This is a genomic window from Acinetobacter sp. WA-87 (assembly GCF_039938935.1).
Taxonomy (GTDB): Bacteria; Pseudomonadota; Gammaproteobacteria; order Pseudomonadales; family Moraxellaceae; genus Acinetobacter; species Acinetobacter seifertii.
Window position 1 is genome coordinate 209934 of sequence record NZ_JBDUVF010000004.1, and the last position, 18706, is coordinate 228639.

14 protein-coding genes are annotated in these 18706 nt (G+C 37.0%); 4 read left to right on the forward strand and 10 right to left on the reverse strand.

Annotated features, from left to right (window positions below; all coding sequences use genetic code 11):
• Positions 1-246: 246 nt before the first annotated feature.
• Both ABFY81_RS13490 and ABFY81_RS13495 read right to left on the reverse strand, forming a co-directional pair.
• Positions 247-930, reverse strand: coding sequence for a Fe2+-dependent dioxygenase (locus tag ABFY81_RS13490; RefSeq protein WP_004698804.1), 684 nt, complete (start codon positions 928-930; stop codon positions 247-249).
• 107 nt (positions 931-1037) lie between these two features.
• Positions 1038-3326, reverse strand: a complete 2289-nt coding sequence (locus tag ABFY81_RS13495; RefSeq protein ID WP_347913962.1) for a TonB-dependent siderophore receptor — start codon at positions 3324-3326, stop codon at positions 1038-1040.
• A gap of 415 nt (positions 3327-3741) precedes the next feature.
• Between ABFY81_RS13495 and tig the strand changes: the two genes are divergently transcribed.
• The 4 genes from tig to ABFY81_RS13515 all read left to right on the forward strand — a co-directional run bounded on the left by tig (position 3742) and on the right by ABFY81_RS13515 (position 8153).
• Positions 3742-5076 (forward strand): trigger factor, encoded by a 1335-nt coding sequence (gene tig, locus ABFY81_RS13500; protein ID WP_347913963.1) that lies wholly within the window; start codon positions 3742-3744, stop codon positions 5074-5076.
• 193 nt (positions 5077-5269) lie between these two features.
• Complete coding sequence (clpP, locus tag ABFY81_RS13505) at positions 5270-5875, forward strand: ATP-dependent Clp endopeptidase proteolytic subunit ClpP (protein ID WP_000289452.1); 606 nt, start codon at positions 5270-5272, stop codon at positions 5873-5875.
• Positions 5876-5975: 100 nt separating this feature from the next.
• The gene (gene clpX / locus ABFY81_RS13510; RefSeq protein WP_002053318.1) at positions 5976-7289 is read left to right on the forward strand and encodes an ATP-dependent Clp protease ATP-binding subunit ClpX; all 1314 of its coding nucleotides are present in this window, start codon (positions 5976-5978) and stop codon (positions 7287-7289) included.
• Positions 7290-7436: 147 nt separating this feature from the next.
• Positions 7437-8153 (forward strand): DUF2846 domain-containing protein, encoded by a 717-nt coding sequence (locus ABFY81_RS13515; protein ID WP_347913964.1) that lies wholly within the window; start codon positions 7437-7439, stop codon positions 8151-8153.
• Positions 8154-8222: 69 nt separating this feature from the next.
• Here the strand turns inward: ABFY81_RS13515 and ABFY81_RS13520 are convergent, their stop codons facing one another.
• From ABFY81_RS13520 to ABFY81_RS13555, 8 genes are all read right to left on the reverse strand, one after another.
• On the reverse strand, positions 8223-8630 hold the full coding sequence (locus ABFY81_RS13520) for a hypothetical protein (protein WP_347913965.1): 408 nt from the start codon (positions 8628-8630) through the stop codon (positions 8223-8225).
• 17 nt (positions 8631-8647) lie between these two features.
• Complete coding sequence (locus tag ABFY81_RS13525) at positions 8648-11128, reverse strand: DUF4116 domain-containing protein (protein ID WP_347913966.1); 2481 nt, start codon at positions 11126-11128, stop codon at positions 8648-8650.
• Between the two features lie 236 nt (positions 11129-11364).
• On the reverse strand, positions 11365-11919 hold the full coding sequence (locus ABFY81_RS13530) for a DUF2059 domain-containing protein (protein ID WP_004698794.1): 555 nt from the start codon (positions 11917-11919) through the stop codon (positions 11365-11367).
• A 292-nt stretch (positions 11920-12211) separates the two neighbouring features.
• Entirely contained in the window at positions 12212-12730 is a 519-nt protein-coding gene (locus tag ABFY81_RS13535) for a hypothetical protein (protein WP_077162770.1), read from the reverse strand.
• A 5-nt stretch (positions 12731-12735) separates the two neighbouring features.
• The gene (locus ABFY81_RS13540) at positions 12736-13290 is read right to left on the reverse strand and encodes a hypothetical protein (protein WP_347913967.1); all 555 of its coding nucleotides are present in this window, start codon (positions 13288-13290) and stop codon (positions 12736-12738) included.
• 82 nt (positions 13291-13372) lie between these two features.
• Positions 13373-14896 carry a fumarate hydratase gene (locus ABFY81_RS13545; protein ID WP_004698789.1) on the reverse strand — a complete coding sequence of 508 codons (1524 nt, stop codon included), beginning with the start codon at positions 14894-14896 and terminating at the stop codon, positions 13373-13375.
• 226 nt (positions 14897-15122) lie between these two features.
• On the reverse strand, positions 15123-17267 hold the full coding sequence (gene pta / locus ABFY81_RS13550) for a phosphate acetyltransferase (protein WP_347913968.1): 2145 nt from the start codon (positions 17265-17267) through the stop codon (positions 15123-15125).
• Between the two features lie 43 nt (positions 17268-17310).
• Positions 17311-18513 (reverse strand): acetate kinase, encoded by a 1203-nt coding sequence (locus ABFY81_RS13555; protein ID WP_019458067.1) that lies wholly within the window; start codon positions 18511-18513, stop codon positions 17311-17313.
• Positions 18514-18706 lie beyond the last annotated feature (193 nt).

An 18706-nucleotide genomic window follows, 5' to 3' on the forward strand; every position in this document is an offset into this window, starting at 1 on the left:
TTTTCATCTATAGACCATGAAATAGTAAGTTTAGTGGTTTGCGAATATGCTCTTTGTCTAGATATACCACATCTGAACAATGATTACACGTTGTGCAAAAGTCTTATACTCATTTTAATTTCAGTGTTCAGAAAATAATTTTCTAATTTTGCGTTGTTTGATGTTTTATGGAAAATAATTTTCACTATTTTGCCTTATTGAGATAAAAATAATTGATTAGACTAAATAAGGCAAAAATAAATAGAGTTACAGTTCTGACCACATACGGATGAGATTATGATAAATATTAGTCAGTTTCATCACTTCAGAATAACTATCGCCATGTGATTTACGTAGTTCACGTATGCTTTCATCTAAGTTAAATAAAAGATGGCGTTTACTGTCATCGCGAACCAAACTTTGCACCCAGAAAAAAGAGGCAAAGCGAGTACCTGATGTAATACTACTGACTTCATGCAGGCTAGTAGACGGGTAGAGCACCACATCACCCGCTGGTAATTTAACTTCGTGATAGCCATAAGTATCTTCGATAACGAGGTCGCCGCCTTCATATTCATCAGGTTCGCTTAGAAATAAGGTACAAGATAAATCGGTACGTAGTTGTTCTGAAGTCCCGCGTATAAGACGAATTGAGTTATCTACATGGAAACCAAAACTTTCATACTCGTCATAACGGTTAAACAGTGGTGGAATAATTTTGTGGGGAAGGGCTGCTGCTTGAAACACAGGATTTTGCCAAATTGCTTTAATGACAATATCACTTAAGTGATGTGTAAGCGGGTCTTGTTCAGAGAGTTGTTGATTTCTTTTAACAGAGGCAGACAAAGTGCCGGCAGTTACTTTACCACCTACCCAATTTGCCTCTTTCATGAGCTTGCGAAACTCGGCAACTTGCTCTTTGCTTAAAACATTGGGGATATGATGAATCACAGCAAACACCTTTTAAGTAGATACTTTATTTATAAAGATAGCCTCATTACGAGGCTATCTTTATATCTGCTTTAATTAATGCCATAAATAAATTATGGAATTAAGTTTTAGTATTTAAAGTTAATGGCTAAAACGGCGTTACGACCATTGCCTTCAAATGCATAGTGAGCTGGGTGAGCACTTGTAAAATAGCGTTTATCAGAAATGTTATTGATATTAAGCTGTAAGTTTACGTTCTTGTTGACATCGTATTTAGCCATAGCATTGTAGATGGTATATGTTGGCAAATATTTGTCTTCAAGCATTGTTGTGCCAGTATTTGTATTGGTAAATACTTTATCGCGGTATTCGGCACCAGCACCTAGAGTTAACTTAGGTAGTACTCGATAAGTAGACCACAATGTCGCACTATTTTTAGCGACGAATGGGAGAGGTTTACCTTCTTGTGCAACCGCGTTATAAGCCGCTTTTGTCAGTTCACTATCTAAATAGCTATAACCCGCAGAAACTTCCCATTTGTCAGTTACTTTACCGTTGAACCCGACTTCGAAGCCATCAACTTTACTTTCACCAGCATTGGTTGTGGTATTGGCATCAATAGCGATACGAGTATTTTGTTTCTCGGTATGGAAAATAGCAGCAGTTAAGTTTGCACGATTATTGAATAGATCCCATTTAGTACCAACTTCGAAAGTACGTGCTTTTTCTGGAGATAAATCATTTGCTTGTTGAGAAGAAGTGGATAAGGCATCTGCACCATCACCTTGGTCTACCCCAACCGGATTTGCAGAAGTTGCGAAACTTGCATAGATACTGCCATTTTCAGTTGGTTTGTAGACTAAACCAGCTTGATAAGAGAAATAGTCACTATCATTTTCGAATTTCTGACCAGCTGCAATACTTACGTCATTTGTGTAGTTGCCGCTCGTACTTGTTTTATCGATATCTTTAACAGTTTTATAAATATTTTTATTATATTTACGTTCAGTTTCGAATTTATCCCAACGTACGCCTAAATTTAAAAGCCATTGTGGATTAAATTCGATGCTATCTAAAGCATAAAGAGAAACAGTACGGCTGCGAGTTGTATACTGATTTTTGATGCTGCCTAAAGTATCAGTAAATGCTCCATTCATTGGGTTGTTGACTGAAGTACACCAGCCATTCGAAAGAGCACTGCTTACAGGACAACTGGTGTTATGGACAGTAGATGTTGTGCCAGAGGCATCTGTAAACGTATAAACCCCTTGATTTGATTGTTGGTAGCTCCACTCGGCACCTGTATTAAAAGAGTGTTTAAGAGTACCAGTATTGAATTTACCTTTTAATGCAAGTTGATCGCTATAAGCATCTGTGTCTACAATCCGACTTAAAGCACGACGTGAAATAGTACCGTTTTTCGTTACATTACCTTTTGAGTCATCTGCATTGGTATAGATGTAATCTGATTTAGATTTTGTATAAGACATCGTATTTGATAATGTTAAATCATCAGCGAGATCATGTTCTAATTTAAACGTACCGATATGGTTTTCACGTTTATCAAAATCACGAGCTTTCCAACCGTAATACATGCCTTGTTTTACATCAATTGGTTTCCCACCAACAGGAAGGAATGGAATACCTGCATCTGGTTCATCATTACTACGTAAATAGTAGTAGCTCAGTGTTCCACGAGTTGCTGTATCTAGGCCAAATGCAAGACTTGAAGCAATACCAGCGCGAGCATATTCCGCACCGTTATTTGAACCAGCTTTTTCGTTTTCATGGCCCATAACAACAACACGACCAGCAACGCCATTACCAAAGTCTTTGTTTGCATCAAGTTGGATATGGCGATAGTTGTCGGTACCACCTTGAACACTACCTTGGTAAACATCACCTTCATGGGCGACTTTAGGGATTAGGTTAATACTACCCCCAACACTACCACCGCCGCCAAGCGCAGAAGAAGAACCTTTAATGACTTCAACTTGCTCAATAGCGAACATGTCGCGATTTTGAGAAGTTGAATTACGAACACCATCGACATAAACAGATGATTGAGCGCTATAGCCACGAATATATGGCATATCGGTAAATGGAGTACCGCCTTCACCTGCACCTAATGTAATACCTGGTTCATAGCGTAAAGCTTCGAGTAGGGTGTTAGAGTTTGAATCTTTAATTAATTTTTGAGAAAGAATAGAAACGGATTTTGGAGTATCTAAAAGGGGAGCAACTAATTTTGAATTTGCCGACTCATCTACTTTTAAAGATTCTTCGTGAGTTGCTTGAGTATGAATGGTTGGTAATTGGGAAATAGTTTCTTGCGCCATTGCAGTTGTTGCAATCATAGAAAGGGATGATGCGATTGCAGATGAAACAAATTTTTTACGTGTTCTAATCAATGACATGACTTTCAGGACTTAAATACAAAACGTTATGCGAATAATAATAATTCTTATTTATATGTACAGTTTGTGTTAATTGGATTTGTCGATAGGATTGTGAAGAAAATATGAAAGATTTAATCGGGTTTTGTCGCTAAAAATTGCTAATTAATTAATTATTATTAATTTTTATGAAAAACGATAATTATTGATAAATTAATTGTAATTTTAGATTTATGAAGAATAACTAAAAAATTACTTTGGCTTAAGATTGCGTTAAAAAAAATTAAAAAATCATAAAATTATTGTGAAATTTACTGAAAAAACGGCCTTCAATTTACTGATCTGATCGGTTAATTTTGTATATCTTGAAAGTTGTCATATAATACAGCACTTTTTTAAAAACTGTTCCTACTAACTAATTTTTATCGAGGAAGCCATGCAAGTAACGACTGAAGCGGTTTCGGGCGTTGCCCGTCGTTTAAATGTTTCTGTACCGACGAGCCGTGTTAACGAGCAATTTGAAGCTCGTTTGAAGCGCACTGCCAAAACTGTGAAGATCAACGGCTTCCGTCCAGGCAAAGTACCTGCAAACGTTGTTCGTCGCGAATACGGTGCAAGTATTTATCAAGAAGTTGTGAATGACATCATTCGTGACAGCGTATTTGAAGCGATTCAACAAGAAAAAATCAATGCGGTAGGTATGCCGAACATTGAGAAAGTTGAACATAAAGAAGATGCTTTAGTTTTTGAAGCAACTGTAGAAGTTTATCCTGAAGTTGAAGTAAAAGCATTTGACGGTTTAGAAGTTGAACGTAAAACAGCTGAAATTAAAGACGCTGACGTTGACACTATGATCGAAAACTTGCAAAAACAACGTCAAACTTGGGCTGTGACCAAGGGTATGGCGAAAAAAGACATGCAAGTGACTTTTGACTTCGAAGGTTCTATCGACGGTGAAAAGTTCGAAGGCGGTTCTGCTGAAGACTTTAAACTTGTGTTAGGTTCAGGTCGTATGATTCCTGGCTTCGAAGACGGCATCGTTGGCATGAAAGCTGGTGAAGAGAAAGTAATTGATGTAACTTTCCCTGAAGATTACCAAGCTGAGAACTTAGCTGGTAAAGCAGCTCAATTCAAAATCACTGTGAAGCAAGTTGAAAAACCTAAACTTCCAGAGATTGATGCTGAATTCTTGAAAATCTTCGGTGTTACTGAAGAAGAAGGCGTTGAAAAATTAAAAGCTGACGTTCGTAAAAACATGGAACGTGAAGTTCGTAATGGTTTACGTAACCAAGTTAAACAAGCTACATTTGATGCTCTTGTTGCTGCCAACGAAGTTGAAGTACCAACTGCAATGGTTGCTCAAGAAATTGACCGTCAACGTCAACAAATGGTTCAACAGTTCACTCAACAATTTGGCGGTGCTGGCGCTCAATCTTTCGACAAGAGCATGCTTCCTGACGAATTGTTCAAAGAGCAAGCAGAGCGTTCAGTTAAGCTTGGTATCTTAGTAAGCAAAGTATTAGCTGATGCTAAACTTGAAGTTGACCAATCACGTGTTGATGCTTACATCGACGACATGGCTTCTTCTTATGAAGATCCAACTGAAGTGATCGAATACTTCAAAAATGATGCTCAACAACGTCAACAAATTGAAGCTGTTGTGTTAGAAGATCAAGTTGTTGATCACATCTTAGCTGCAGCTAAAGTGTCTGACAAAGCAGTATCTTACGAAGATTTATTGAAAGAACAACAAGCTCGCCGTATGGGCTAATCTTTTGAGAAATCTGGAAAAGGCGCTTTAGGCGCCTTTTTCATTTTTGGGTATGTGGTTAATTTGAGTACGCCATGCAGTACTTAGGTATAAATAATATAATATTTCAGTGCGAACCTTTTGCAATTTGAGAAATTATCCCGCATATTGTTGCCATAGGTTAAGTCACAAAAAATTTAGGAATAAATAACGTATGTATGTTCCAACAATTGAAAATGCTTTAGTTCCTGTTGTGGTTGAACAATCTTCTCGCGGCGAACGTTCTTTTGATATTTATTCACGACTTTTACGTGAGCGCGTCATTTTTCTAACTGGTGAAGTTGAAGACAACATGGCAAATTTGATTGTTGCTCAAATGTTGTTCTTAGAAGCTGAAAACCCAGATAAAGATATCCATCTTTATATTAACTCGCCAGGTGGTTCGGTAACTGCTGGTATGGCGATTTATGACACGATGCAATTTATCAAACCTGATGTAGTAACATACTGTATGGGTCAGGCTGCATCTATGGGTGCATTCTTATTAAATGCTGGTGCTAAAGGTAAACGTTATTGCCTTGAAAACGCACGTGTAATGATTCACCAACCTTTAGGTGGATTCCGTGGTCAAGCATCAGACATTGAAATTCACGCACGTGAAATTCTATTTATTAAAGAACGTTTAAACCGTTTGATGGCAGAACACAGTGGTCAAGACTATGACACGATTGCTCGTGATACCGATCGTGATAACTTTATGACTGCACAAGCAGCAAAAGAATATGGCTTGGTCGATCAGGTATTAAGTAAGCGTCCATAAGGGGAGTATTAAATGGCTTGAGTTGTTAGAAAACGCCTCCATATAGTCATTTAACCCTATCGCTTGCCCTCATATTTAAGATTCTATTTGTGGAGAGAATATGTCCGAACATCCTCAAGGACAAAAACATTGTTCATTTTGCGGTAAAACGCAGTCTGAAGTCGGGAAACTGATTGCGGGCGAGGACGCATATATTTGTAATGAGTGTGTAGATGTCTGCTTAGACCTTGTACAAACCAGCCAACAGGTTGAAGCAGGTGACTGGGCGAGCAAGGCATTGCCAAAACCACATGAAATACGTGCTGCACTTGATCAATATGTGATTGGTCAAGATCTTGCCAAAAAGACATTGTCCGTTGCCGTTTATAACCATTATAAGCGTTTGAAAGTTGGGCAGTCTGGTCATGTGTCTAAAGATGTGGAAATTGCTAAAAGTAACATTCTACTGATTGGACCTACCGGTTCAGGTAAAACATTACTTGCTCAAACATTGGCTCGTTTACTAGATGTTCCATTTGCGATGGCAGATGCGACCACTTTAACCGAAGCGGGTTATGTCGGCGAAGACGTTGAAAATATTGTACAAAAACTTTTACAAAAAGCAGATTACGACGTAGAAAAAGCTCAAAAGGGCATTATCTATATCGATGAAATCGACAAGATTACACGTAAATCTGAAAATCCGTCGATTACGCGTGACGTTTCTGGTGAAGGTGTACAACAAGCATTGCTTAAGATGATTGAGGGTACTGTAGCTTCAATTCCACCACAAGGTGGACGTAAACATCCGCAGCAAGAGTTCATTCAAATTGATACCTCAAATATCTTATTTATTTGTGGTGGTGCATTTGCTGGGCTGGAAAAAATTGTACAACAGCGCCAAGAAAAAGGCGGAATTGGCTTTACAGCTGACGTGAAGAAAAAAGATGAAAGCAAGAAAATTGCTGAATTGTTCCGTCAAGTTGAGCCAACTGACTTAGTGAAATTTGGTTTAATTCCAGAGTTTATTGGCCGTTTACCAGTTATTGCGACGCTTGAAGAGCTTGATGAAGAAGCATTAATGCAAATTTTGACAGAACCAAAAAATGCATTAACTCGCCAGTATCAATACTTGTTCAACATGGAAAATGTTGACCTTGTATTTGAAGATTCAGCTTTACGTGCAGTTGCTAAGCGAGCGCTTGAGCGTAATACTGGAGCTCGTGGTCTACGTTCGATTTTGGAAAATGTTTTACTTGAAACAATGTATGACTTACCAAGCCGTACAGATGTAGGAACAGTTTTCATTAACGAAGCAGTGATTAATGGTGAAGCTGAACCTGTTTACAAGCCAGAACGTCAGCCTAAAGAAACAGCAACTCATGAGAGTGTTGCTAAGGCAGATTTAAAAGTAATTGATTCGAAGTCTGCTTAGATTTCATTCATCTAAAAAGCATGAATCGCGCGAGTGATTCATGCTTTTTTTGTTTTCAATTCATGTAGGTGGTGTTAATCTAAAAAAACAAAATACGCATAGTTTTGCGATATAGAAAAATCAAAAGAAAACGCTTTGAGGGATGTCATGCGTTATTTAATTATTGCATTAAGTTGTACCGCATTACTTGTGGGTTGCCAGAGTTCATCACACTTAGCAAAGAATCCAGCTGAGCTGACTGCGACTTTACCTAAAGTTGATGTTGATAAAGCACCTAGTGTATTTGATCAATACCATGTGGGTGGTTTTAGCATGGGGGGATGGGTCAACCAAAAACTGGGTCAGACATTTGTACCGATTAAACCGCAAAATGAACATGCAGCAGTAGTCTATCTCTATCGGCCAGATACCAAATGGAACCGTCAGGAAATTGCAGCAATCAATTTATTTGTAAATGGCAAACGAATTCCAAGCTTATTGCATAACCATTATTACTGGATTGAACTGCCAGCAGGAAGTTATCGTATTTCTGCAAGTCGGCCTTTATTAGGTATTCATTTCCAAGAGCCCAAATATATTGATATTACGGTCGATGCAGGAACATCTTATTATTTAAAATACGATGAAGAAAACAAAATGGACCGCAGTGAACACACTGGCCCATTTATGTTAATGCAAGACAATATCGGACGTAGAGAGATTGCTTTTACGGAGCTTAAATCTTCTAGCTACAATTTTGTGGCTGAAGATGCTTCAGGAAAGATTCGACATAAACCGCAAGAGCTAAAACCAGCCAAATATGATGAAAAATCAGATGTCCATCTGATTAAACCATTTAAGTTGTGGAACCCTTTAACGTGGTAATCATACTAATGAGTAAAAAGTGGAAGAACAGAACTTCCACTTTTAATAATAAGATTACTTTTAAAGAGATTAACCCAAATCTAAGGTTAAATAATGATGGTGTATTGCACTATAATTTAGAATTGGAATTAATCGGCTTTTTACAATTTGCATAAATGTATATGAGTCATATTGCTCCCCTAGATTTAGATCAGCAATCTTACTCAGCTCAGTTAAGTCAATATAATTAAGCCTTTGGGCATACATTTCTACAGTTTCTGGACTCATTATATAAACTCCCTCAGCAACTTCATGGCATAAAAATCGTGTTGAAAATAAGTCCTTTTGATGTAAAAGATTTAAATGTTCATGGTGGTAATGCTCAAAAGAAGTTCGATATAGATCTTTATCTTCTAGTAAAAAATTAAAAAAATTAGGACTAGCTTTAGCCTGTTCCAATTTGTTTTCTGATATTGATGATAACCATAGTGAATTCATTTTTAATTTCCCAAAAATTAGAAGTTTTGCTGTATTTCTTTAATATCTATTAAATACTGTTGTTTTAATACTTCAAAATCATATTGCTCCATATCATCAAATTTTAAATGATGAAGTTTTGCTGCTATAAATATACGTTGCTGATTAATTAAAGCTCTATTATTTGACCACAAGAGTGATTTCATATATTCGATAAGTTCTATAATTTTATTTTTGGAAACAAATTTAATGAAAATAAGTAAGCCATTATAGCGAAGTAAAGGACTATTATTTATTTTTAAATTCTGCTCGAATTGCTGAAAAATATAATTAGCAATCTTAATTTTACTATCATCATCAAGTAATTCAATATACTTATATAATAGTTCTCTGCTGATATTTTGAACAGTATCTAAAGATAAAATTAACCATGAATGAATAATTTTAGGATTAATAATATCTTTTGATTTTTTCCATTTTAGTTCAGGAAGCTGATTTAAGTCTAAAAATGCTATTTCATTTTTTTTATATTTAGATATTACTTTGTTGGCTTCTAATAGTAAATATTCAGGGTTTAGATAATCTGAAATATTAGTTCCTATTTTACTCAAAAATGTTACGATAATATAATTTAAACTACCATCTTTTCCTTTTTTTAGAAGTTGAATAAGATACTCTTGATTTGATGAGGTTGGAAAGTCCGATAACCAAATAATTAGATCAATCAGAATATTTTTAGTTTTATATGTTTGAATTAATTGTTGAATATATATATCAATATGTGGAATTTTAGAACAGAATTTTATAAAATTTTTTCTAAAATTAACTTCGCTAATTAAGTGTTTTATATTGTTGGCTAATAAATCAAAGTTATTAATCATAAACTGTTCAAAGTTTTTTGTTCGTATTAAAATCTGTGTAGCAATAGAGCTTTCTGAACTATTCATTAGATGGTTTAAAATAAATGCATCATTGACTTCTGGATAAATTAGGCTTAATTGATCAATCAAAAAATAAATATCAATATCTGCTACATGTAGGCCTTTAATTAATTCAATATAAGGCAGGTGTGTTTCCCATGTAATTTTAAAGAATGATCGATAATAACGAGATGGGAGTGTTCTTTTGATATTTTTATCAGTTAACATCTTGTCAAATAATGGCTTTAAACGAATGTAGTGATAGAGATTAAATTCATCTAATTTGAAAACTTGGCTTTCTTCAAAAAAAGCTTGATGATAGGCAACAAAAGTTCTAGGCTCAATTTGTATGTTTTTACCATTTAATCCATCGATCCAATTTAACCAAAAACTATCTTCCTGATAGCGGTTTTGCCACCATGATTGATGGATAGTTTCCAAAGTTTTAATAGGGTCTAATTTTTGCTGAATATAATTATCAGGTTGTACAATACGAGATTTTTTAAATTTTGATAAGTCGAAAGATATGTGAGAGCTTTTTTTTGTAATTTGAGTTGATTTAGAGATTTTTTTAGGAAGTTTTAGTTTTAGTTCTTCATCTCTAATGTAATTGTATGCTTCTGCATTATTTTGAATTGCAGCATAACATAGATCATAAGTCTGATTCTTTAAATCTTTTAAAGCCAAGCCATTTTGTTGTATCGCAGCTAAGCAAATTTCAAAATCCTGTTGTTGGACATATTTTAAAGCCAAGCCATTTTGTTGTACTGCAGCTAAGCAAATTTCAAAATCCTGTTGTTGGGCATATTTTAAAGCTAAGCCATTTTGTTGTACTGCAGCGAAACAAATATTATAGGTTTGTTCTTTAACATAGCTTAAAGCTAAGCCATTTTGTTGTACTGCAGCGAAACAAATATTATAGGTCTGTTCTTTAACATAGCTTAAAGATAAGCCTTGTGTTTGTACTGCTGCTAAACAGATTTCGGGTGTTTGTTGTTTTACCCATCTTAAAGCTTCACCACTTTGCTTTACTGCGGCTAGGCATAACAGTGTGTTTTGTTCAGGAATGTACGCTAAAGCACTACCATTGGTTTGTACAGCAATTAAAAATAAATTTTCATCTGGTTCCGTAATATATTCTAAGGCATAGCCACTTTGCTGAACTGCCAGTAAACATAGTTCAGAAGTCTGTCGATGTGCATACTTAATGAGTTTGCCATTTTTTTGAATTAAAGCACGATAAATTACATCATCGGGTTCTTTGATGTAAGAATAAAGCTCATCAAGACTCCAATATGATGTTGCTTCAATTGCAGCTAAACAAATTTCGGTTGTTTGTTGTGGAACATTCTCTAAAATGTGGTAGTTTTTTTGAATAGCTTTAATCCAAAAATCATCTGTTTGATAGAGTTGTGGAATTAATAAAATTACTTTTTCCCTATTATTAATTGAACTATGTGTTAAAGCTAAAAGGCAGAGTTCTTCATTAAATTCATTGATATAAGCTAGATTTAATGGATTTTTTTTGATTTGACCGACCGTTAAGTCTTTCCCATTTTTTTGCCCAACAACTGTAGATGCTTTAAGTGCTTTTGACATTTATTACTTTTCCCCTTAAATAATATGTTCATCATACTAACGTTGGTTAAGTAGAATAAAAAGATATTAATAAAATTAATGCGTTAGGTTATGTCGCGTAGAAAATTCAAGTGTTAAAAAAGGGGGTATTCCCCCCCTAACTTGATTATTCGTTCTTCATTAGTTTTTTATTTATAGATTGTGTGACATTATATGAATAATTATGTGATTTAAATCAAACATAAAAAAAGGAAAAGTTAAGACTTTTCTTTATCTTTCATCAATGGGGCAATAATTTTAAGCATCTCTTCTTGCATGTGATCACGTGCTTTAGGGTCATTAAAGGTTTGTTGACCCAGCTCCATCATATATTCTGAAATTTGTCCCATAATCTGTACGTTTTTACGTGTAATCGATTGACCTTCTGGGGTTTTTAAAAATTTCAGATTTGCCTGAATTTCTTCTTCAGTATATGTCTTTAAATAAATATCTTGTAAGGCTTGCGTAGTTTTTGGGCTACTAATGAGCTGGTTACTCGAATCTTTTAAAAGTAAGCCTAACTTTTTTGCGGCCTCTTTTTCTTTCGGACCTAAAGTTTTGATGCCCGTAATATTAGTGATGATCTGTTCAGCTTGTTGATCATAATAAGGCGTTAATTCATTAATTGATTCTTTAAGCAAATAATCAATTTGGCTCATTTGCATGAGTTCTTTTACTGAGCTTAATTTCGCAGGAGAGGCAAACAAGCTTGTCGTAATACAGCTTAGGCAGAGGCTGATTGAGAGATTTTTGAGAATAGGGCGGATAGTCATGAAATGACCTATATGCAATTTATGGCGGGTGGGTGTATTTATTAATAACACAGATTGGCGAACTAATTGTTACAATTCTTTTCAATTTCCAAAAAAAATTATAAGGCATAAAAAAAGCACCGAATTCGGTGCTTTTCTTGATTAGCCTGCTGCGGCATCGATTACTGGAATTTTTCCAATTTTTGCTTGCCAGATTTTTGGAGCTACTGCGTGAATTGAAGTACCGTTTACATCAACTAAATTATGGAATTCTTTAACTTTGTTAAAAATGAGCTGGTATTAGCCTGCTTTTTTATTCGGGAGTCAATGTTTTTAGTATTTTAAGTACTTGTTGCTCTTGTTGATAGTATTTTACTATTTGCTCAGGTTTATAATTTTCATCTTGTTGGTTTTTTATGGCCTTTTGATTTTGTTTGAAAAACTCTTGGGCTAAAGGATGTTCATATATGTGTAGTAGATAAACTAACTCTTCCTCCTCAAAAAATTTTAAATAAGGTTGAATTAGCTGTTGGATATAATAATTTTTAAAATCATCACTTTGCATTCGCTCTAATAATTGTCTTTCTATTTTAGGCGCATAATACGCTTTATCTTCAACTAAATCTTTTGAAGGAATACCTTGTAAAAGGTTTTTGCTATAGCTCTGTGCCAAACGTTCAGTTTGATAGTGTTGTATAGTCTGATCAAATAAACTTGTTTTTAATACTTCTATTGCTGTCTCTTGAGTTGGAGGCATTGCAAAGCTTGTAGTGGTTATAATACCTAATAAGATGCTAGACATTGATAATGATAGATTAATATTAAAAGACATTTTTTTTATTGTTCCTCTGTATACGGCTTTTTATACGTCAAAATATCTCGAAAAATATAAAGCATGAACTTACTTTTATCTAAATAATTAGTTAAAAGTTTAGGGAGATGATCTGCTAAATATAATTCTTTTAAAAGATTTTTTTTAACAAGTATTTGTCCAGACTCAGTTTGATAGTGTTCAATAAAATAGAGAAGACTCTCTTCTGAAACATATTGTTGAAGTTGTTTAAATACAAGTTGATATTGTTTTTCTGATGAGCTGAAAATAGGGTCTTCTTTGAGATATAAGGCTGCAATTCTTTCAGCGACTTGATATTGCTGTGGTGTAAGTAAACGTGCATCAAGAGTGGGTGCTTGAATGTGGTAAAGAACGCGTTGAGTAGCAAGTTCTAAATAATAAGCTTTTCTTATTTCATGTAATAGTTCAAAAGTTTCTCTTGAATGAGTCACTTCAAGATATTTATTAATAGTTTCTGGTTTTGCGGGTTTTGCGCAAGCACTTGTTAAGCTAAAGAAGAATAATCCAAAAAATAAAGATAACGTATATTTATAATCCATGCGAGCTCAATAAATTTTTTTATTTAAGAGTATAATCATTGAAATAAAAAGGAACATCACCTTGATGTTCCTTTTTCATTATTTATGCGGTTGCATCAGTCACTGGAATTTTTCCAATTTTTGCTTGCCAGATTTTTGGAGCTACGGCGTGAATGGAAGTACCGTTTACATCAACTGCTACAGATACAGGCATATCTTCAACTACGAATTTGTAGATTGCTTCCATACCTAAGTCAGCGAAGGCAACAACTTCAGCTTCACGAACAGCTTTAGATACGAGGTAAGCCGCACCACCAACTGCCATAAGGTAAGTTGCTTTGTTGTCTTTGATCGCTTCAATTGCTGTTGGACCACGGTCAGCTTTACCAATCATACCGAATAGACCAGTATGCTCGAGTACTTTACGTGTGAATTTGTCCATACGTGTTGCAGTTGTAGGACCAGCAGGGCCAACGACTTCATCACCCACTGGATCAACAGGGCCAACGTAGTAAATAAATTTACCTTTAAGATCAACTGGTAATTCTTCACCATTGTCGATCATTTCAACCATACGTTTGTGCGCAGCATCACGACCTGTGTACATTGTACCGCTAAGAAGTAATGTGTCGCCCGGTTTCCAAGAATCCATTTCTTCTTGAGTAATGGTATCAAGGTTTACACGTTTAGACTGTGAAGAGTCCCAAGTTACTGAAGGATAGTCTTCAAGTTTTGGTGCTTGAATATGAGCTACACCTGTACCATCAAGCTGGAAGTGAGCATGACGAGTCGCAGCACAGTTCGGAATCATGCCTACTGGTTTACCAGCAGCGTGACATGGGTAATCTTTGATTTTAATATCAAGAACAGTGGTTAAACCGCCAAGACCTTGAGCACCAATACCAAGAGCGTTTACTTTCTCAAAGATTTCGATACGAAGTTCTTCGATTTTGTTCTCTGGTCCACGGCGAAGTAATTCGTCCATGTTGATTTCTTCCATGAGTGCTTCTTTAGCAAGCATCATGGCTTTTTCAGCAGTACCACCAATACCGATACCGAGCATACCAGGAGGACACCAACCTGCACCCATAGTTGGAACAGTTTTAAGAACCCAGTCAACAATCGAGTCAGATGGGTTAAGCATCGCAAGTTTAGATTTGTTTTCTGAACCGCCACCTTTAGCAGCAACAGTAATATCTACTTTGTTACCTGGTACGAGTTTGTAGTGAATAACAGCAGGGGTGTTGTCTTTTGTATTTTTACGACCAAATGCAGGGTCAGCAAGTACAGATGCACGAAGAACGTTGCTGTTTTCAAGGTAACCTTGGCGAACACCTTCATTTACTGCATCGTCTAAGCTCATTGTTAAATCGAATTTAACATCTAAGCCCACTTCAAGGAAAACGTTAACAATACCAGTATCTTGGCAAATTGGACGATGACCTTCCGCACACATGCGAGAGTTAATTAAAATCTGTGCAATTGCATCCTTTGCAGCTTTGTTTTCTTCGCGATCATAAGCACGGCTCATCGCTTGGATAAAGTCTTGCGGGTGATAGTACGAAATAAACTGTAGGGCGTCCTTGATTGATGTAATCAAGTCATCTTGTTTGATAATCGTTGTCATACCAGAAAATCTCTTGAGCGGGCTGTTAGCTAGCGGGCTAAATTATATGACAAAAACACAAACTTGTGGGGGATTGGTTGATCTTTTGACCGAAAGTCGAATAAGACCAATGCTAAGTGATTTAAAACTAAGAATAACCAACTGCGAAGGCAGTTATTTGAGAGTAAAAAAAGCCATTTGAGCGGACATCAAATGGCGAGAGGTAGAAAAGATTAAATGATATTAATTATTTGGCAGCAGCTTGTTGTTCAGCCTGAATTGCTGTTAATGCAATAGTAAAGACAATGTCATCTACTAAAGCACCGCGAGACAAGTCATTGACTGGCTTGTTTAAGCCTTGCAGCATTGGTCCAACGCTGACCACATTTGCTGCACGTTGTACTGCTTTATAGGTCGTGTTACCTGTATTTAAGTCTGGGAAAATAAATACATTGGCACGGCCAGCTACGCGTGAGTCTGGTGCCTTTTGGCGTCCTACACTTTCAACAGAAGCTGCATCGTATTGGAGTGGGCCATCAATCAGTAAATCAGGGCGGCGTTGCTGTGCAATTTGAGTCGCTTGTTGTACTTTTTCAACATCAGCACCAGTGCCAGATGTACCAGTTGAATAGCTGATCATGGCAATACGCGGGTCAATTCCAAACGCTTTTGCAGAGTCAGCAGACTGAATCGCAATTTCAGCAAGCTGGTCGGCTGTAGGGTCGGGGTTAATTGCACAATCACCGTAAACATAAACTTCATCTGGTAAAAGCATAAAGAATATGGACGAAACTAAAGAGTAAGACGGTGCGGTTTTAATGAGCTGAAAAGCAGGGCGCACGGTGTTCGCGGTTGTGTGAACTGCACCAGAAACCAAACCATCTACATGATCTAGAGCCAGCATCATGGTGCCAAGAACAACAGTGTCTTGTAATTGATCTTTGGCTTGTAACTCGTTGAGTTTACCTTTGCGGAGCTCAACCATAGGTGCAACATATTGGTTGCGAATGCTATCCGGATCAATAATTTCTAGGTCAGCTGGTAGTTCAATACCGCGTGCTTTTGCAACGTCTTGAACTGCATCTGGTTTTGCTAGCAAAATACAATGTGCAATACCACGAGCCTGACATATAGCAGCTGCTTCAATAGTACGTGGCTCATCGCCTTCTGGAAGCACAATTCGTTTTTTAGCTGCAATTGATTTTTGCACTAACTCATGACGGAATGCAGAAGGAGAAAGGCGTGGAGTTGCACCGTTATTACTGTGCTGTTTAAGCCATTCGACATCGATATGACTTGAAACAAAACGAGTCACTTGCTCGGCACGTTCAGTATCATCAGTTGGAATTTCATTACCAAAATCGGATAAGCGCTGTGCTGTTTCCAGTGTGTTTAAACGGGTATGTAAAATTGGTAAGCCTTGTTTGATGGCGCTTTGGCAAAACTCTAAAAGCTCAGGGGCAGGGGCTTCACGTTCGGTCAGTACTAAGCCTGCTAGAGGAATGCCATTACTGGTTGCCAAACTACCTGCAAGTAACACATCGGTGCGTTCAGATGCGCTAATAATCAACTCGCCAGCAATGAATTTATTCAATTCATATTCAATGCTTGAGGCAATTAAACTTGAGTGCAAAATACGACGCGTTTTTGCTTCGCCTTGATGGACCCATTGACCATCAATCACGTTTGCGATGTCTAAAGTTCTAGGTACGCTTAGTGTATTACTAAATGGAACTAAACCAATAATTGGTAAATCGTTCGATCCAAAGTAGCGATTGTATTTTTGCAGTTCTGACGTAAATTTTGCAATGTCTTCAGTTGGACGTAGCGATGGGTCGAATGCGACAGGAATCTGAGCTGTTTCCTCAGATAACCCGCGTGTACGCATAAAGAGTACACCTGCTGTTCGGTTTGAAGTTGCACCACCAAATTGACGTAAGTGAGCTTCAACTTTCTCGGCTGTTTTACGTGGGTTTTGAATGTCAGCAGTACTCACTAAAACCACTTCTGCATCAAGAGCTTGAGCAAGGCTGGCATTAAGCTCACTGGCAAAATGGTCTTGCCCATTTGGCAATAAGCCTTCAACAATAATCACATTATTGTCGGCTGCAATACTACGATGAAGACTTACTGCTTCTTCAAGTAGCTCATCAACTTCACCTGACGCAATGCGTTGGGTTAACTTTTCATGAGAAATGGATTGAACAGTTTTACCTTGAAATAAATGACCAAATAAAGATGTAGTTCGGTCTAAAGTTTCTTGATCTACCTGAGAAAACGGTTTTAAAAAGCCTGCTTTAATCCCATTACAATCAAGTGCATAAATCATACCTAAGCAGGCAGAGGTTAAACCAACCCCTTCACCTGTAGGAATTAATAAAATTGTATTCATATTAACCTATAAATAAATGAATAACGTTCTTTGACTTCTGTAATTAAGCAAGGCTAACTTCAGGAGATGTATTTTGTGAAACGTCTACAACCTGACGAGTTTCTTTGGCAATACGGCCTTCTTCATCGGTTGGAATCACCCAGATTTGTGGTCCTGTACCGCTATCAATACGGCCTTCTGTACCACGTTTTAAATTGTTGTTCTGGTCTTTATCGAGCTGTAAACCAAAGTGAGGTAAATAAGCTAAAGTCTTTTCACGAATGTAAGCTGAGTTTTCACCAATACCACCTGTGAAGATCAGGCCATCAATACTTGGCAAACCACAGCTTAATGCTGCAAGTGATTTTGCAAGGCGGTAGCTAAATACTTCAATTGCAAGACGCGCATCTTCGTTGCCATTTTCAGAGGCTTCAATCACTGTACGCATATCGTTAGAGAGTTGTGATAAGCCAAGTAAGCCACTTTCGTTATTTAAAACTTTATCGATTTTTGCTAAGTCCCAACCAAGATTTTTTGCAAGGAAACTGTGTAAGCTTGGGTCGACATCACCACTACGGGTACCCATTACAACACCTTCAAGCGGAGTAAGACCCATAGAGGTATCAACACTTTGTCCGTTCCATACTGCACAAGTTGAGCTACCATTGCCTAAGTGTGCTGTTAACCAGCCACCTTTTTGGAAATTCCCAGCCAGTTCACTGCCTCGGTCTGACACATACGCATGGCTTGTCCCGTGGAAGCCATAGCGGCGAACGTTATGGTCTGTATATAAGAATTTAGGAATTGCATAACGGTATGCATGCGCAGGCATGGTTTGGTGGAATGCAGTGTCGAATACGGCAACTTGAGGTAATTCAGGAAATAGGCGCATCGTTGCTTCAATCCCGATTAAGTGGGCTGGGTTATGAAGCGGTGCAAGAGGGGTGGCTGCACGAATACGTTCTATAATTTCAGGAGTAAGTAATTCAGCTTTGGTGAGGCTTCCACCATGTACGACACGGTGACCGATTGCTTGAGGTTTATAGTTTGCAAGACGTGCAAGTAAAGTTTCTAAAGCTTTGGCGTGATCAGCATAAGGAATTGAAAGCTCTAGTGGTTCTCCACCGACTGTAATTCCTTTAATACGAGCATCAGCCGCCCCTAAGTTTTCTGCTAAACCATAAATACGATCTTCACGACGGTCTGAAACCAGCGCGTATTTAATAGATGAAGAACCGCAATTAATAACTAATACTGATGTAGCCACGTTGAAATACCCAAGTCCTGATTTAAAAATAGTTTTCCTAACTTCCTGATCAAAAGGCATTAATTGCAACATGCATTTAGAGCAGGTTGTGATGTTTTAACATGTGTTGTTTTTCTGTCCAAGATAGACTTTAGCCCATTAGACTTAAGCACTATCGACCATCAAATTTTTTATAACTAATATTCGTTGAGTA

What these genes read in the sequence shown, in the direction of transcription:
- ABFY81_RS13495 (WP_347913962.1), bottom strand. Translation starts at nt 3,326, where the DNA reads ATGTCATTGATTAGAACACGTAAAAAATTTGTTTCATCTGCAATCGCA.
- tig (WP_347913963.1), top strand. Translation starts at nt 3,742, where the DNA reads ATGCAAGTAACGACTGAAGCGGTTTCGGGCGTTGCCCGTCGTTTAAAT.
- clpP (WP_000289452.1), top strand. Translation starts at nt 5,270, where the DNA reads ATGTATGTTCCAACAATTGAAAATGCTTTAGTTCCTGTTGTGGTTGAA.
- clpX (WP_002053318.1), top strand. Translation starts at nt 5,976, where the DNA reads ATGTCCGAACATCCTCAAGGACAAAAACATTGTTCATTTTGCGGTAAA.
- ABFY81_RS13515 (WP_347913964.1), top strand. Translation starts at nt 7,437, where the DNA reads ATGCGTTATTTAATTATTGCATTAAGTTGTACCGCATTACTTGTGGGT.
- ABFY81_RS13520 (WP_347913965.1), bottom strand. Translation starts at nt 8,630, where the DNA reads ATGAATTCACTATGGTTATCATCAATATCAGAAAACAAATTGGAACAG.
- ABFY81_RS13525 (WP_347913966.1), bottom strand. Translation starts at nt 11,128, where the DNA reads ATGTCAAAAGCACTTAAAGCATCTACAGTTGTTGGGCAAAAAAATGGG.
- ABFY81_RS13530 (WP_004698794.1), bottom strand. Translation starts at nt 11,919, where the DNA reads ATGACTATCCGCCCTATTCTCAAAAATCTCTCAATCAGCCTCTGCCTA.
- ABFY81_RS13535 (WP_077162770.1), bottom strand. Translation starts at nt 12,730, where the DNA reads ATGTCTTTTAATATTAATCTATCATTATCAATGTCTAGCATCTTATTA.
- ABFY81_RS13540 (WP_347913967.1), bottom strand. Translation starts at nt 13,290, where the DNA reads ATGGATTATAAATATACGTTATCTTTATTTTTTGGATTATTCTTCTTT.
- ABFY81_RS13545 (WP_004698789.1), bottom strand. Translation starts at nt 14,896, where the DNA reads ATGACAACGATTATCAAACAAGATGACTTGATTACATCAATCAAGGAC.
- pta (WP_347913968.1), bottom strand. Translation starts at nt 17,267, where the DNA reads ATGAATACAATTTTATTAATTCCTACAGGTGAAGGGGTTGGTTTAACC.